Source organism: Bacillus sp. AFS059628 (assembly GCF_002571225.1).
In the GTDB taxonomy this organism is placed as follows: Bacteria; Bacillota; Bacilli; order Bacillales; family Bacillaceae_G; genus Bacillus_A.
The window spans coordinates 1-15914 of the sequence record NZ_NVEC01000018.1 but is presented as its reverse complement, the minus strand read 5'-3'; the positions used below and the strand labels follow the sequence as shown (position 1 = coordinate 15914).

13 protein-coding genes are annotated in these 15914 nt (G+C 36.5%); 9 read left to right on the top strand and 4 right to left on the bottom strand.

The window, feature by feature from the left end; translation table 11 throughout:
- Positions 1-91: 91 nt before the first annotated feature.
- Positions 92-817, bottom strand: coding sequence for a glycerophosphodiester phosphodiesterase (locus COL05_RS08015; protein ID WP_098668210.1), 726 nt, complete (start codon positions 815-817; stop codon positions 92-94).
- Between the two features lie 152 nt (positions 818-969).
- On the opposite strand from COL05_RS08015, the gene COL05_RS08010 reads away from it, so the two are divergent.
- The 4 genes from COL05_RS08010 (at position 970) to speB (ending at position 4628) form a co-directional block, all read left to right on the top strand.
- Entirely contained in the window at positions 970-1377 is a 408-nt protein-coding gene (locus COL05_RS08010; RefSeq protein ID WP_098668209.1) for a MerR family transcriptional regulator, read from the top strand.
- Between the two features lie 5 nt (positions 1378-1382).
- The gene (locus COL05_RS08005) at positions 1383-2546 is read left to right on the top strand and encodes an MFS transporter (RefSeq protein ID WP_098668208.1); all 1164 of its coding nucleotides are present in this window, start codon (positions 1383-1385) and stop codon (positions 2544-2546) included.
- Between the two features lie 164 nt (positions 2547-2710).
- The gene (gene speE / locus COL05_RS08000; protein ID WP_060632991.1) at positions 2711-3538 is read left to right on the top strand and encodes a polyamine aminopropyltransferase; all 828 of its coding nucleotides are present in this window, start codon (positions 2711-2713) and stop codon (positions 3536-3538) included.
- A gap of 217 nt (positions 3539-3755) precedes the next feature.
- Entirely contained in the window at positions 3756-4628 is an 873-nt protein-coding gene (speB, locus tag COL05_RS07995) for an agmatinase (RefSeq protein ID WP_048528013.1), read from the top strand.
- A 266-nt stretch (positions 4629-4894) separates the two neighbouring features.
- On the opposite strand, the gene COL05_RS07990 is transcribed toward speB, so the two are convergent.
- Positions 4895-5932 carry a PTS sugar transporter subunit IIC gene (locus COL05_RS07990; protein WP_098668207.1) on the bottom strand — a complete coding sequence of 346 codons (1038 nt, stop codon included), beginning with the start codon at positions 5930-5932 and terminating at the stop codon, positions 4895-4897.
- Between the two features lie 234 nt (positions 5933-6166).
- Here COL05_RS07990 and COL05_RS07985 point away from each other — a divergent pair, with 234 nt between their 5' ends.
- Positions 6167-6529, top strand: a complete 363-nt coding sequence (locus COL05_RS07985) for a YxeA family protein (protein WP_098668206.1) — start codon at positions 6167-6169, stop codon at positions 6527-6529.
- 25 nt (positions 6530-6554) lie between these two features.
- Here the strand turns inward: COL05_RS07985 and COL05_RS07980 are convergent, their stop codons facing one another.
- Positions 6555-7541 carry a S66 family peptidase gene (locus COL05_RS07980; RefSeq protein WP_098668205.1) on the bottom strand — a complete coding sequence of 329 codons (987 nt, stop codon included), beginning with the start codon at positions 7539-7541 and terminating at the stop codon, positions 6555-6557.
- Between the two features lie 202 nt (positions 7542-7743).
- On the opposite strand from COL05_RS07980, the gene COL05_RS07975 reads away from it, so the two are divergent.
- From COL05_RS07975 to COL05_RS07960, 3 genes are all read left to right on the top strand, one after another.
- The gene (locus COL05_RS07975) at positions 7744-8181 is read left to right on the top strand and encodes a YwiB family protein (RefSeq protein WP_000414867.1); all 438 of its coding nucleotides are present in this window, start codon (positions 7744-7746) and stop codon (positions 8179-8181) included.
- Complete coding sequence (gene argS, locus COL05_RS07970) at positions 8181-9851, top strand: arginine--tRNA ligase (protein ID WP_098668204.1); 1671 nt, start codon at positions 8181-8183, stop codon at positions 9849-9851. The genes COL05_RS07975 and argS overlap by 1 nt, the downstream gene beginning before the upstream one ends.
- A 109-nt stretch (positions 9852-9960) precedes the next feature.
- Positions 9961-10518, top strand: a complete 558-nt coding sequence (locus COL05_RS07960; RefSeq protein WP_257152542.1) for an anti-sigma factor — start codon at positions 9961-9963, stop codon at positions 10516-10518.
- Positions 10519-10544: 26 nt separating this feature from the next.
- Here the strand turns inward: COL05_RS07960 and COL05_RS07955 are convergent, their stop codons facing one another.
- Positions 10545-10919 (bottom strand): hypothetical protein, encoded by a 375-nt coding sequence (locus tag COL05_RS07955; RefSeq protein WP_098668203.1) that lies wholly within the window; start codon positions 10917-10919, stop codon positions 10545-10547.
- 1844 nt (positions 10920-12763) lie between these two features.
- On the opposite strand from COL05_RS07955, the gene COL05_RS07935 reads away from it, so the two are divergent.
- Positions 12764-15914, top strand: a 3151-nt coding sequence (locus COL05_RS07935; RefSeq protein WP_142337396.1) for a Cna B-type domain-containing protein, incomplete at its 3' end; no start/stop codon positions are given.

Sequence of the window (15914 nt, the reverse complement as noted above, 5' to 3'; positions counted from 1 at the left end):
AGCCCCTCATCATACAAACATTATTGTATTAGTATTGAGGGTTTTCGGTTATTTTAAACAATGAAATTTTGAAAACAAAAAGCTCCTTCAATTAAGAAAGGAGCTCAAGGGCACGTGCTGGCCAATCGGTAATAATGACATCTACACCATAATCGATCATAGTTTGTAAATCTTTGTATTCGTTAATTGTATAAGGGCGGAAAACGTAACCTTGTTTTTGTGCTAGTTGAACAAATTCCTTTGTAAGCAGTTGGAAATTTGGATGTAAACCAGTTGCTTCTCTAGTTTTTGCTTCGGCGATAGGATCAGCAAGTGGTGTATCATATAAAATTGCCCTTGGAATTTCAGGAGCTATTTCTGCTAATAATGAAACAGAGGCGTGGTTGAATGAAGAGAATACAATTTGATTAGACAGGTGGTATTCTCGAACGAGAGCGACAACTTTTTCTTCAATATTTGGATAGTGGATAACATCTGTTTTTAACTCAATGTTGAGCTGTAACTTTGTTGTAGATAACCAAATGAATACTTCGCGTAACGTCGGAATTTTTGCTTCATGGAAAGAAGGGTCTTTATGACTACCAGCATCTAAAGCTTGTAATTCCGCTACTGTTTTTTCAGAAACGTGGCCTATACCATTCGTTGTGCGATCTACCGTTTCATCGTGAATCACGACAAGTTCACCATCTTTTGATAGGTGGACATCAAGTTCAATTCCATGGGCGCCAATGCGTTCAGCTTCTTGGAAGGCAATCATCGTATTTTCTGGATGTGTTCCTTTTACCCCGCGGTGGGCGAAAATAAGTGGTTTATTCATACGGAAATCTCCTTATCGTTTCTTTTCTTTCATTATGAAACTGCTTTTTGAAAAATACAATTGAATAGGATAAACATTTACAAAAGTCTAACAGTTGCACAAAAGTTAACGTTAACGTAAAATGTAATAATCGAGTGAAGGGAGGAATAAACATGTATAAAATTGATGAAGTCACAAAGCAAGTTGGTTTAACAAAACGTACACTTCGTTATTATGAGGAAATTGGTTTAATTCATCCCCCTGAACGTAGTGAGGGGAACATTCGCCTGTATACAGACGAGGATATTGCCAGAATTAAAAAAATTGTGGAAGCGAAAGAAGTGTTAGGAATTACGCTTCAAGAGATGCAGTATTTCTTATCGTTAAAAGAAAGAATGGAGCAAAGAAGAAATAGTGAGAATCCTCTTGACCGCGAAGTGATTCAAGAAATTAAAGAGATGCTTGAACAACAAGTGCAAACGCTAGACGGAAAAATGGAGCAAATGCAGCGTGTAAAGGCAGAACTTGAAGATAGCTTACATCGTGCCGTGACATTTTTAGAGAGCACAAAAGGAGAATGATCAAAATGGAGAGCAAACAAAAACTAGGGAGATTGATTACAGTGGTAGCTACCTTTCTTGCCTTTTCGGGTATAGGGGTAGTCGACCCAATTTTACCAAGCATTGCTGAGCAAATTGGCGCATCCCATTGGCAAGTAGAGATGTTATTTACAGCATATATTTTAACAATGGCGATTATGATGTTACCAGCTGGAGTATTCGCATCGAGATTTGGTGATAAACGAATGATGACGATTGGTCTTGCGATCGTGACTGTATTTGCGTTTATATGTGGTATATCGCAAACGATTGCTCAATTATCTCTTTTCCGCGCAGGATGGGGATTAGGAAATGCGATGTTCTTCGCAACGGCGATGACATTATTGATCGCATTAAGTAAAGAAGTTCATGAAGCAGTAGGATTGTATGAAGCAGCTATCGGTTTAGGGATGGCAGGTGGACCGTTATTAGGCGGGATATTAGGTGGACATTCTTGGCGTTACCCATTTTTTGCGACGAGTATTTTAATTTTCTTAGCATTTATTTTAGTTTTCTTTTTTGTAAAAGAACCCGAACGAAAAGTGAAGCGTAAAGCAGCAGGCGTAGGGGAATTACTTAACCTGGTGAAGTATAAACCGTTTATGCAAGGTGCGATTTCAGGAATGTTATACTACTACGGATTTTTCGTTGTGCTAGCATATTCACCACTTATTATGCATTTATCTGCTATTCAATTAGGATTTGTATTTTGTGGATGGGGATTAGCGCTAGCTTACGGTTCTGCAATTTTAGCCCATAAGCTAGAAGGTAAATATGAACCAAAAGCATTGTTGAAAGGTAGTTTACTCGTATTTGCGATTTTCTTAATTGCACTATTCTTTGTGAAAGTTATGTGGTTACAAATTGTATTAATTGTCCTATCAGGATTAGCATCTGGATTAAATAATGCATTATTTACAAGTTATGTAATGGATATTTCACCTTATGAAAGATCTGTTACATCAGGCGTTTATAACTTCGTTCGTTGGTTAGGTGGCGCAATTGCTCCAATCTTATCAGGGATCATCGGTCATACTGTTTCACCGCAAAGTCCGTTTTTAGTCGGTGGAATTGTTGTGTTAGTTGGCTGCGTAATGCTTTTAATTCCGATTCGAAAACCGGTAGAAGTAGAGACAAAAGCCCTTTCTTAAGAAAGGGTTTTCTTTATGCGTATATATTGGAACCCTCTGACTAAAATATATTTTCGGTATTTTTGTACTTTTAACTATACTTTTTGGATGTTTTGTTTTATTTTTGTTAGGGGACATTAATGATGTCCCTATTATAAATTTGCATTGAAAGGCGTGATTGTACGATGGAACTATGGTTCACTGAGAAACAAACAAAACATTTTGGGATTACGGCGCGTATTAACCGCACATTACATACGGAGCAAACAGAATTCCAAAAACTAGATATGGTTGAAACGGAAGAGTTCGGAAACATGCTTATTTTAGATGGCATGGTTATGACAACAGAAAAAGATGAGTTCGTTTATCATGAAATGGTAGCGCACGTACCTTTATTTACACATCCAAACCCTGAAAACGTATTAGTTGTTGGTGGCGGTGATGGCGGTGTTATTCGTGAAGTATTAAAACACCCAAGTGTAAAGAAAGCAACTCTTGTTGAAATCGATGGAAAGGTAATTGAGTACTCTAAACAATACTTACCATCAATTGCAGGCGCATTAGATAATGAGCGTGTAGAAGTAAAAGTAGGAGATGGCTTCCTACACATCGCAGAGAGCGAAAATGAATATGACGTAATTATGGTAGATTCTACTGAGCCAGTAGGACCAGCGGTAAACTTATTTACGAAAGGTTTCTACGCTGGAATTTCTAAAGCGTTAAAAGAAGACGGTATTTTCGTTGCACAAACGGACAACCCTTGGTTTACACCAGAATTAATTACAACTGTGTTTAAAGACGTAAAAGAGATCTTTCCTATTACTCGTTTATACACAGCGAACATTCCAACTTACCCAAGTGGTCTTTGGACGTTCACAATTGGATCTAAAAAACACGATCCATTAGAAGTAAGTGAAGATCGTTTCCACGAAATCGAAACGAAATACTACACAAAAGAATTACACAATGCAGCATTCGCATTACCGAAATTTGTTGGCGATCTAATTAAGTAAGAAAATCGTATCGAACAAATAAAGTGTAAGTAGCTCATTTAAGGTGTTTGTCCAGAAGACTTGAACATGCTAGCTACTTACACTCCTATAAAGAAAATCGTCTTTTTGTTATGAAACAGAAGACCCGGTAAATCGAGAAAGAGGAGCAGCTCGCTCCAAATTTGAGAAATAATGAAAGGTTGGGATACCTTAAGTTCCACATAAGGAGGAAAAGAATATGCGTTTTGATGAAGCTTATTCAGGTAAAGTATTTATTAAAAGTCATCCAAGTTTTGAAGAGTCAAAGGTAGTTATTTACGGGATGCCTATGGATTGGACAGTAAGTTACCGTCCAGGTTCTCGCTTTGGCCCTGCACGTATTCGTGAAGTATCAATCGGTCTTGAAGAATATAGCCCATATTTAGATCGTGAACTAGAAGAGGTAAAATATTTTGATGCGGGTGATATTCCATTACCATTCGGAAACGCACAACGCAGCTTAGACATGATTGAAGAGTATGTATCAAAACTTTTAGATGCCGGTAAGTTTCCACTAGGTCTCGGCGGTGAGCACTTAGTGTCTTGGCCAATTTTTAAGGCAATGGCAAAAAAATATCCGGATTTAGCAATCATCCATATGGATGCTCATACTGATTTACGTGAGTCGTATGAAGGGGAGCCTTTATCCCACTCTACACCTATTCGTAAAGTGTGCGATTTAATTGGTCCGGAAAACGTATATTCTTTCGGTATTCGTTCTGGAATGAAGGAAGAATTCGAATGGGCAAAAGAAGTAGGTATGAACTTATATAAATTTGACGTATTAGAACCGTTAAAAGAAGTATTACCGAAACTTGCAGGACGCCCAGTCTATGTCACAATCGACATTGACGTATTAGACCCAGCTCATGCTCCTGGAACAGGAACGTTAGAAGCTGGAGGTATCACATCTAAAGAATTATTAGATTCCATCGTAGCAATTGCAAATTCAAATATAAATGTAGTTGGAGCAGACTTAGTAGAAGTAGCTCCTGTCTACGACCATAGTGATCAAACACCAGTCGCAGCAAGCAAATTCGTGCGGGAAATGCTGCTCGGTTGGGTGAAGTAAAAGCGGAGGCAGCTCGCTCAGAATCGCAGGTCATTGGAACGCTCGACCGAGAAGCGCTTTTGGCTTCGACCGAGAGTGTGAAATGGCCGGAGATTCTAGCTGCTGTAGCTGGATAAAACAAGGGCCTCCTATATGAATAGGGGGCCCTTGTTTTGGCGATATGTGTCGGTAAGTCAATATATTTAAAAAATCGTCTATATAATTTTATTTACCTTCACGCGACATAAAAAAGAGCTATTCTCATCGCTTGAGAATAGCTCTTTTTCTTATGCAACCTTCTCTTCCGAAGTAATGCCGCGAATTTCATCAGCAGAGCGAATTGGATATTTACGGAACACGATTGATCCGATATATCCAATAATCGTGGTAACGATTCCACATAATACAGCAGCAATTGTTACCTTTACAACGTCATTAAATCCGAATAAGACAAGAAGTCCTGGGATTGGTGATGCTGTTCCTGGCGCATTATTAACGAGCTGGAACAGAGATGTAATAATACCAGCAAGTGCACCGCCAACGAAGTTCGTCGCATAAATTGGAATTGGATTTGCTGAAACAACATCGGCTTGTGTTAAAGGTTCGATTGCTACAGCAATTGTATCTTTCTTTGAGCAAATCTTTAGTCGTTTAAAGAAAATAAAGTTCATTGGGGCTGAGGCTGCTACGGCAAGACTACCAATTGCCATTGGTAAACCTGTTAATCCAAGCATTGCAGTGAGTGCCATAGAACTCAGTGGAGAGGTAGAAATAACTGTTATTAATCCACCAAGCATAATACCCATAATAATAGGACTTTCTGTAGTTGCAACTGAAATCATAGAACCAATTTTACCGAGCGTTGCGTTCACGAGCGGATCCATAAGCATTGCCATTCCGCGTGAGATTGGTGCAGCGATAAATAAAATTGCTAAAAACTCTACGCCAGCCGGTAATTTTTTTTCGAGAAATTTCACGACGAAAGCGCAAACGTATCCAGCGAAAAATCCTGGTAAAATACCGAATCCGCTAGTAGCGATACCGATTAAAACAGCATATACGGGTGAAACACCTATTGCTAGAGCGACTAAAATCGCCGCTGCGACACCGCTCATACTACCAGAAGCTTCCCCTACTGATTGTAAAAAGTCGTTATGAAACATTTCTCCACCGATATAACGGTGAAATGCTTCAATAAGAAAACTTGCGATTGCTGCATTAGCTAAAGCACCCATCGCTTTCATACCGTAAGGAGCACGGTAACTAAAAAGTGTAAATAGACAAAGTACAACAAGTAATAGTGCTAAACCTTGCAAGATAGCCATTTGAAAACTGTCTCCTTTGATTTTTGTAATAAAAATTTGTATCATTCAATAATAATATAAAAGTTCATGAAACGGAAAAATTTTTTATTGGGAAATTAATATAAGGTGAAAATGCCTTACAATAATGTAAGGAAAGTGTAAGGTGTTTAGATAGAGTATAGTATGTCATTTTTCGTATAATACAAGTATAGATATATGACTAGAGAGAAAGAAGTGCAAACAGGAGGTTCATGTATGAAATTGGTAATGAAAGTTTTAGCTGTATTCGCCATCATTTTAGGTGGAACAGCGTATTATTTGAACACAAAAACAGAAGGTGTACATGCTTTTGTAGACAACTTCTTTTCAAATAAAGAAATACAAGATTATTATGCGGTTATAGATAAAGGTGAGAAAAAAGACGGTGAATACTTGTATACATTTAAAGGGTATACAGAGGACGGAAAGCTACAAGTTGTGAAAAGAATGATGAACCGTGAATTGCATACGGGGGCGTTTATAAAAATTTATGCAAAAGGTATGCAAGGAAAAGGATGGGCAGAAATCCCGAAAGAATCAATTCCGCAAAAAGCGTTGGAAAAAATAGAAAAACGATAAAAGGAGCGACTCATTCGCTCCTTTTTTAGTGCGTTAAAATCGTGATAGATGTTTTTTCTTTGTTAGAAATGATTTGTACACGTCCGCCAATTGGGAAAGTGAAAATCGGGGTTGTATGCCCGAAACTTGCATTTGCAATGATAGGGATATGTGCAAGTTCAAGCTTTGAAGCAATCATTTCTTGTATGTCTTCTATCGTACATTCTGCACCTTTTTGCATCTTTCCTATAACGATACCTTTTATGTACTCAAAATCTTGCTGCTGCATAAGGGAATGTAAATAACGATCAAAAGTTTTAAGGGTAGCTGTTCCAGTTAGACTATCCTCTTCAAGAAATAAAATTTTGCCTTTTAAATTTGGCATATATGGTGTACCTTGCAGTAAATTCAATGTGCTCATATTACCACCGATAATCTCCCCAGTTGCTTCGCCTTCGTGAATTGAAACATATCCTTCATTTTTAATAAATTCTCGATTTTCCTGATCGATGTACCAAGAATCATCGCTCCATGTTTCAGATGGCAGGACTTCAATAGGCTCATTAGAAGTTAAGCAATTTAAAAAGTAATCGCTCGTATACTCGAGCCCTTTCTCCATTCCAAATGAAGAGAAATGGGGCCCTGAATATGTAACGAGTTCTGTTTTTGCGTAGATGGCATTATTTAAAGCGGTAATATCAGAATAGCCACAGAAGAACTTCGGATTTTCTCGAATTAAATTATAATCGAGGTATTTCAATAAACCGTTAGAGTTGTATCCGCCAAGTGTCGTTAAAATGGCTTTTACATTCGGGTCTCTAAATGCTTCGTGAAGGTCTTGAATGCGTGAAGAAATAGAAGAGGAAGCAAATCGATCGATCTCATCAGCATATGTTGAGAATGTAACTTGAAAGCCCATGTCAGTTAATCTTTTGATAGCGAGCCCTTGGTTCGCATTTGAGACAATACTTAAACTGCAAGATGGTGAAATCACTCTAATTTCATCACCTTTTTTCAATTTTGTTGGTAGCACTTAACTCACCCCTTGAAATGAAAGAATATTTAGATTTAAAAAATATTTTATCATATGAAATAAAGTGAAAGTGAATTATTTTTTGAAATGGAGTTTTCCTGATTTTTCAGCAGACAGACAGAGGTTTTTTTTGATATGATAGGAAAAGTGATTTATTATAAGTTGTATTTAATATCTATAACATTTGAAAGGTGTGCAAGACGTGGAGAAACAACTTGCAGGCTTGCCGGTACACGTTCATTTCGTAACAGAAATCCGTGAAGGGGCGAGGAAGGAAACCGTTGCTTTTGAAGCAAATGGTCAATACTATGTAAAAGGTCAAGGTACATATGTAACATTCCAAGAGCCGAACGAACAGGGCGAAGTGAAAACAATTATTAAAATTCAAGATGAACAAGTTCTCATTATGCGTTCAGGTGCTGTTTCTATGCGTCAAACGCATGTGAAAGGTGAATGGACAACTGGTACGTACACGAGTGAACTTGGTACGTTTGCATTGCAAACGAAAACTGATAACGTTCTTTTTAAATGGTCGGATGAAAAGAAAAAAGGACAACTCTTCTTAACGTACGCATTGCTTCTAAGTGAACAAGAAGCTGGCAGATATACAATTACAATTAATTTGAAGGAGGCAAAATAATGAATTCCTTAGAACAAGTAAAAGGATTAATTAAAGAAGAAATTCAAGCTGCTGTATTAAAGGCAGAATTAGCGACAGAAGAACAGATTCCAAACGTTGTATTAGAATCTCCAAAAGATAAGACAAATGGTGACTTCTCTACAAATATGGCAATGCAACTTGCACGCGTTGCGAAAAAAGCACCTCGTATGATTGCAGAAGAATTAGTTGCAAACTTCGATAAAGCAAAAGCTTCTATTGAAAAAATTGAAATCGCAGGTCCTGGTTTCATTAACTTCTACATGGACAATAGCTACTTAACAGACTTAATCCCAACAATCGTTAATGCTGGTGAAGCTTACGGTGAAACGAATACTGGTAAAGGTGAAAAAGTACAAGTTGAGTTCGTATCTGCGAATCCAACAGGTGATCTTCACTTAGGGCATGCACGTGGTGCAGCAGTAGGTGACACTTTATGTAACCTATTAGCAAAAGCAGGATACGATGTATCTCGTGAGTACTACATTAATGACGCTGGTAACCAAATTCATAACTTAGCTCTTTCTGTTGAAGCTCGTTACATGCAAGCTTTAGGCCTAGAGAAAGAAATGCCAGAAGACGGATACCACGGTGCGGACATCATTGCAATCGGTAAACGTTTAGCAGAAGAATTTGGCGATCGTTATGCGAAAGCTGATGAAAAAGAAAGCTATGAATTCTACCGTGAGTACGGTTTAAAATATGAATTAGCAAAACTTCAAAAAGACTTAGAAAGCTTCCGCGTTAAATTTGATGTATGGTTCTCAGAAACATCATTATACAAAAACGGAAAAATCGATCAAGCTCTTGCTGTATTAAAAGAGCGCGAAGAGATCTTTGAAGAAGATGGAGCAACTTGGTTCCGTTCAATGACTTACGGTGATGATAAAAACCGTGTATTAATTAAAAATGATGGATCTTACACGTACTTAACACCAGATATCGCGTATCACCGTGATAAATTAGAGCGTGGTTTCGATAAGTTAATTAACATTTGGGGTGCTGACCACCACGGTTACATTCCTCGTATGAAAGCTGCTATCCAAGCGCTAGGTTACGATAAAGAAACACTTGAAGTAGAAATCATCCAAATGGTACAACTGTATCAAAACGGTGAAAAAATGAAGATGAGTAAGCGTACAGGTAAAGCAGTTACACTTCGTGAGCTTATGGAAGAAGTAGGCGTGGACGCAATGCGTTACTTCTTCGCAATGCGTAGCGGTGATTCTCATTTAGATTTCGATATGGACTTAGCTGTATCAAAATCTAATGAAAACCCAGTATACTATGCACAATATGCACATGCTCGTGTATGCAGTATCCTTCGTCAAGGTGAAGAGTTAGGATTAGCTACGGGCGGAAATGTGAACTACAAACTTGTTACTTCTGAGAAAGAAGTAGAGTTACTGAAAAAACTTGGTGAATTCCCAGCAGTAGTTGCGGATGCAGCACAAAAACGTCTACCACACCGCATTACAAACTATGCATTTGAATTAGCAGCAGCATTACACAGCTTCTACAATGCAGAAAAAGTATTAAACCAAGATAACGTAGAATTAAGTAAAGCTCGTTATGAATTAATGAAAGCAGTACGCACTACACTTCAAAACGCACTAGCAATCGTGGGAGTATCTGCACCAGAAAAAATGTAATTAAGAAAAGCGGAAGCGGCTCGTTCAGAATAGGAGGGGGATGGAGCTCCTGACAGAGAGGCGTACTTTGCCTCGGAGGAAGGCGCGAAGCCACCGATTATTCTAGCCGATTTTCGCTTTTAGTAAAAGGCAATCACACGATGTTGTGATTGCCTTTTTTTTTATTGGAGTTTTGTTATATATGATACGAAGAAGTAACAAGAAAATAGAAGGAGAACATACAATGAAGGCTATGAAAAAACAAAAGATAACATTGGTTGTCATATTTGCAAGTGCGATGTTTGTATTACTGAGCGGCTTTGCTTTCGTTCAAACGTTAGATGATATGTGGAAAGCTGGTGATATATATTTAGAAAGTGAGAAGCAAGGAGAGGCAAGTTATGAAGCAAAATTTTCATCATGGGATATTGCTGGTAAAGATATTGAAATTCAGTACGAGAAAGATACAGAAGTGACATTTTCTTATGAAACAGATGCAAAACACGGTAATTTATGCTTTAGCTTGTATGAAAGACAAGGGGAAGGGATAAAAGAGTTAAAGGAAATTTGTGAATCAAAAAAAGGTGCTTTTACAGTTACATTAAAAGTGAATGAAAAATATGTGTTTAGTATAAGTGGTGTAATGGTGAAAGATGGATTTGTAAAAGTAAAATGGAAAGAGAAATAAAGGGGCCCTGTAAAAGGACCTCTTTTCTATTGGATAGTATACGTAACAGAAAAGCTAATAGGACTATAGTAAACGTAAGGCGCATGAAATTGAACATACATATTTCCATCTGTTTTTGCAGTGAAAATTCTGCCATACCCATCAGAATAACGTCCGATAAGGCTATGATTTGAGTCATAAACACTGTAACTAGGAGTTTTACTGTTAGGTTGAATTGTTAACTCTTGTCCCTTTTGAAGGAAAACAGGTTCTTGTTCAGAACTACTTCCAGTTTGCAAAGAATAAAATTTTGTAAAGCTTTGTTCTTGAGTGGCAGCAGCGACCTTTGTTTCAGGAATAAACGCGGTAGTACCAGTAATTCCTGCTAAAGTTAACGCACCGGCTAAAATCATTTTTTTCATAGTAAAAAAGCCTCCTTATTAGTTGTAATCATTTTTGTTACAGTTAATATTGTATATGATAATGAGTAGGAGGAAATATGCTTTTATGCATATATGTATTTTCTCAATAAAATGTCACCACTTTAAAGTGGGTTATTTTTAATATAACTAATTGTTTTTTCTTTTGGACTGACAACACAAGATAGATAAAGACTTAATTATATGTTTTTTTATTTTAATTAATTTATATTGAGAAATAGAAAAGTGAAAAGTGAATTATTTGCATATTTTTAATGAGGATATAGATGTTATTACTTTTAAAAGAAAGGTGGGCTTTTCTGAAAAACATAAATATATAATGTTTTATAAATTAAGGAGAATTATATGAGGGTGGTCAATCTTAGCCAAAATATGATATGTAAAATAGGATAATCGGTTAACCTAAAGGTGCCTTATAATAATGAAGTAAAAATGGGGGAACAACAATTAACTATTGATTTTTGGTAACAATTCTAGAATAATAGACTATGGAAAAAATTTGTTGTTTTTTGGGGGAATTACGAAAAAAAGCATGTCTGTATTATTTATTAATGAAATGCTAATAGGAAATGTTGTAATTGCTTTAAATAATGTTATTACAATCAAGGTAAGTGTACTTACATTTATAACTACCTTAACAACTGAGTAGGTAATCCTCAAAACTTCTTATTTATTTAAAGAGTTAGGGATTTGGTGCTAATCAACTTGTTTTTTTAGATTAGATAAAAATAATGAGGAGATACACACCTCTTATTTTGGATTCAACACCACTTATATATATATTAATACATAAATGTATATAAGTACATATAAATATTTTATTATTCGTAAAGAAATTAAAAGTTCCTAGCGGATAGATAATATGTAGGTTTATTTTAATTTTTTGACATAGATCTAGAATCAGATCTATCAGGAGAAACCCTTCTTCCTGACACCCAGTTATATACTCCAAAAATGAAAAGACTGATTCCCGTATTTCTGCAAAATTCACATGAAATCAGTTGAAAATCACAATCGTTTTTATTTACCCCCAAACTTGTTCCACTTTATTCAGATTTGGAGAATATTTCTTTTATCTTCATAGACAAACAATACTTCGTCCGTAATATTTTAATCATATAACGCTGATATTAAAATGTTTTTTGCATCAACTTATTTCGGTATTTAACTAAATATCAAATGTTTTAATACATGGACATTATCAGCCGTACTTATGATGACGGAAAGCTTATCTTCTAATGATATTCTGTAAAATATGAGTATTTTAACTCGTTCCACATTTATAAGCTTTTTTGCTGGTATGCTGAATGCGACTATAATCCGTAATTTTCGTTCTTTTTTCAGAACGATAAGTATGGAAGTTGATAGGATGCATATTTGCTGTGAAGTAGTTAGTCTATATTTGCCCGCACTAAAATCTTTTACACGTAGAATAATCATTTTATAATTCCTAAGGCACAAAAAGAAGACTGGTTGTCATGAGTTTCGTCTGGAATGCGTTTTAAATCATTTTTTTCTGATTTTAAATGTATTCCAGTATCTGTCGTCTATATGTATTTATTATTTAAACTTCCTTATTAAGGTTTATCTATGTTCCTATTAAAAAATATAGGTCAAAAGTACATAATTGTAGGCGTGTTGAAAATGTTAGATACACTTATAAAAAATCAAGTTTCAAGTTGTTAAGTAGTAGTGAAGGAGGAAGAGAAATCATAATAACTATCAAAAATACGTAGGTAAAATGGTTGGATAATAGAATTTTCGACATAACATGTTTGTACCAGAAACTATTTATATTTTAAATTATGGGGAGGCTAACATAGAGTATGTATTTGAAGAGAATTACTTCAATTTTTTCGATTATAATGATTTTCATGTTTACTATAGGCCAGAGTCTTTTACCTATCGTAGCAAATGCACAAGAATTAAACACAGCAGGAATTGTGGATAGTTTTAAGATTGATAAAACAGATCTTTTTATCGGACAACAGACTAAAGTTACTGTAAACTTCAGTGAAAAAGATGGTCTTAAGCTGAAGGCTGGAGACACACTAACATTAACACTGCCTCCAGAATTAAAAGGATTAGATACAGAGTTTCTATTAGATGACTATGGTACTTGTAAAGTCACTGCAGGTACTGTGGTATGTACATTTAATGATAAAGTGAGTACACATCAAAATATTAAAGGGTATTTAAACTTTTTCGTGGAAGCTGCCAATGTAGGAACGGATGAAAAGAAAGAGATTGAAACCAATTTCGGTACAAATGTAGATAAGCAATCTGTAACAATTACCGGTCCAACAAGCGGTGGTGGTACAGATCCTGGAAAGGGTCCGTTTTTTTATAAAACTGGTGATATGAGAGGTAAGCCAGGTGAGGTACGTTGGTTCTTAAATATAAACTTAAATAAAGAAGAGTTAAGTCGCGATATTGTTGTGACTGATAATTTACAGGAAGGTCAAACACTTAATAAGGATAGTTTCTATATAAGTATAGATGATCATCTAGGTCGTCGATCTTTAACGCTACAAGAGCTTGAAAAGCAAGGTTACGGAACGATTACCTTTACTGGAGACAGATCATTTAAAGTTGTGCTTAATAAGGATAAAGCACGTCTTGCCTCCTTTACGATTGGTTATACATCTACTATAACGGAAGCTGGGAAGAAGCAAGATTTTTTTAAGAATGATTATACGATTGATTACCAAGTTCTAAACAAGGAACCAGTTACTGAATCGGGTACCCACCCAGTCGAAAATATGACAGCTGGTGGTGGTGCTGAAGGTAACGTGACTCCAAGAGGAACGCTAAAAATTGTAAAGCATATTGAAGGTGATGAAGAAAAAGTAATCCCAAATGTTTCGTTTAAGCTGTATAAAGAGTCTGATGAACAAGTTGGAGATGTATATAAAACAGATGAAAAAGGGATAATTGAAATCCCTAATTTACAGCCAGGTAAATATTATGTGCAAGAAATTTCAGCTCCAGACTATGTTGATTTCGACCCCAAAGAAAAAGTAGTTTTTGAAGTTAAATCAGATGCTGTAAATGGAGTTAAGTTGCTAATTCCGAATAAAGTGAAAACTACATCTATTGCAGGGACGAAGACGTGGAAAGGCGATAATGAGAAAGATCGTCCAAGTTCAATCAAAGTAGACTTACTACAAAATGAGAAAGTAGTAGACACGAAAGAAGTAACAGCGGCAGACGGTTGGAAATACAAATTTGACAACCTAGCAGCATATGATGCAAATGGAGTAGCGTACAAGTATGAAGTAAAAGAAAAACTGATAGATGGATACAAAACAGAAGTAAATGGTTATGACATTACAAATACAAAAGTGGTACAAACAACCAAAGTAGAAGGAACGAAAACATGGAGAGACGATAACGCGAAAGATCGTCCGACGATGATTAAAGTAGACCTACTACAAGACGGTACAGTGATTGCGACGCAAGAAGTAAGCGAAGCAACAGGTTGGAAATACGAATTTAAAGATCTGGCGATAAACAACGCAGACGGAAAAGCATATAAGTATGAAGTGAAAGAACAACCAGTAGCCGGATATGAATCCAAAGTAAATGGTTATGACATCACGAATACAAAAGTAGGCAAGACATCAGTTGCAGGAACGAAGACGTGGAAAGGGGGAACAGAGGAAGAGCATAAAGCCATCAAAGTAGACTTACTACAAAACGGTACAGTGATTGCGACACAAGAAGTAAGCAAAGCAACAGGTTGGAAGTATGAATTTAAAGATTTAGTAGCGTTTGATGAAAATGGAAAAGCATACAAGTATGAAGTGAAGGAACAACCGGTGGATGGATACGAATCCAAAGTAAATGGTTATGACATCACGAATACAAAAGTGGGCGAAACAAAAGTAGAAGGAACGAAAACATGGAAAGACGATAACGCGAAAGATCGTCCGGAAATGATCAAAGTAGATCTTTTACAAAACGGTAAAGTAGTAGATACAAAAGAAGTAACAGCGGCAACAAATTGGAAGTATACGTTTGAAAAACTCCAAGCATACGATGCAAACGGAGTAGCGTACAAGTATGAAGTGAAGGAACAAGCAGTACCAGGATATGAATCCAAAGTAAGTGGTACCGACATCACAAATACAAAAGTAGGCGAAACAAAAGTAGAAGGAACGAAGACATGGAACGACGGAAATGCAACAGACCGTCCGACAATGATCAAAGTAGACTTACTACAAAATGGGAACGTGATTCAAACACACGACGTATTCGCAGTAATGGGTTGGAAATATATATTCTCAGATCTAGAAGCATATGATGCGGAAGGAAAGGCTTACGAGTATACAGTGAAAGAACAGCCAGTACCAGGGTATGAATCCAAAGTAAGTGGTACCGATATCACAAATACAAAAGTAGGCGAAACAAAAGTAGAAGGAACGAAGACATGGAAAGACGATAACGCAACAGATCGTCCAAGTTCGATTAAAGTAGACCTACTACAAAATGGTACAGTGATTGCGACGCAAGAAGTAAGTAAAGCAACAGATTGGAAATATGAATTCAAAGATTTAGCAGCGTATGATGCAAATGGAGTAGCGTACAAGTATAAAGTGAAGGAACAGCCAATAGCAGGATATGAATCGAAAGTCAACGGTTATGACATCACAAATACAAAAGTAGGCGAAACAAAAGTAGAAGGAACGAAAACATGGAAAGATGATAACGCGAAAGATCGCCCGGAAATGATCAAAGTAGACCTTTTACAAAATGGTAAAGTAGTAGATACAAAGGAAGTAACAGCGGCAACAAATTGGAAGTACACGTTTGAAAAACTCCAAGCATACGATGCAAACGGAGTAGCGTACAAGTATGAAGTAAAAGAACAAGCAGTACCAGGATATGAATCGAAAGTCAACGGTTATGACATCACAAATACAAAAGTAGGTGAAACAAAAGTAGAAGGAACGAAAACATGGAAAGACGATAACG

What these genes read in the sequence shown, in the direction of transcription:
- argS (WP_098668204.1), top strand. Translation starts at nt 8,181, where the DNA reads ATGAATTCCTTAGAACAAGTAAAAGGATTAATTAAAGAAGAAATTCAA.
- speB (WP_048528013.1), top strand. Translation starts at nt 3,756, where the DNA reads ATGCGTTTTGATGAAGCTTATTCAGGTAAAGTATTTATTAAAAGTCAT.
- speE (WP_060632991.1), top strand. Translation starts at nt 2,711, where the DNA reads ATGGAACTATGGTTCACTGAGAAACAAACAAAACATTTTGGGATTACG.
- COL05_RS08015 (WP_098668210.1), bottom strand. Translation starts at nt 817, where the DNA reads ATGAATAAACCACTTATTTTCGCCCACCGCGGGGTAAAAGGAACACAT.
- COL05_RS07955 (WP_098668203.1), bottom strand. Translation starts at nt 10,919, where the DNA reads ATGAAAAAAATGATTTTAGCCGGTGCGTTAACTTTAGCAGGAATTACT.
- COL05_RS08010 (WP_098668209.1), top strand. Translation starts at nt 970, where the DNA reads ATGTATAAAATTGATGAAGTCACAAAGCAAGTTGGTTTAACAAAACGT.
- COL05_RS08005 (WP_098668208.1), top strand. Translation starts at nt 1,383, where the DNA reads ATGGAGAGCAAACAAAAACTAGGGAGATTGATTACAGTGGTAGCTACC.
- COL05_RS07990 (WP_098668207.1), bottom strand. Translation starts at nt 5,932, where the DNA reads ATGGCTATCTTGCAAGGTTTAGCACTATTACTTGTTGTACTTTGTCTA.
- COL05_RS07985 (WP_098668206.1), top strand. Translation starts at nt 6,167, where the DNA reads ATGAAATTGGTAATGAAAGTTTTAGCTGTATTCGCCATCATTTTAGGT.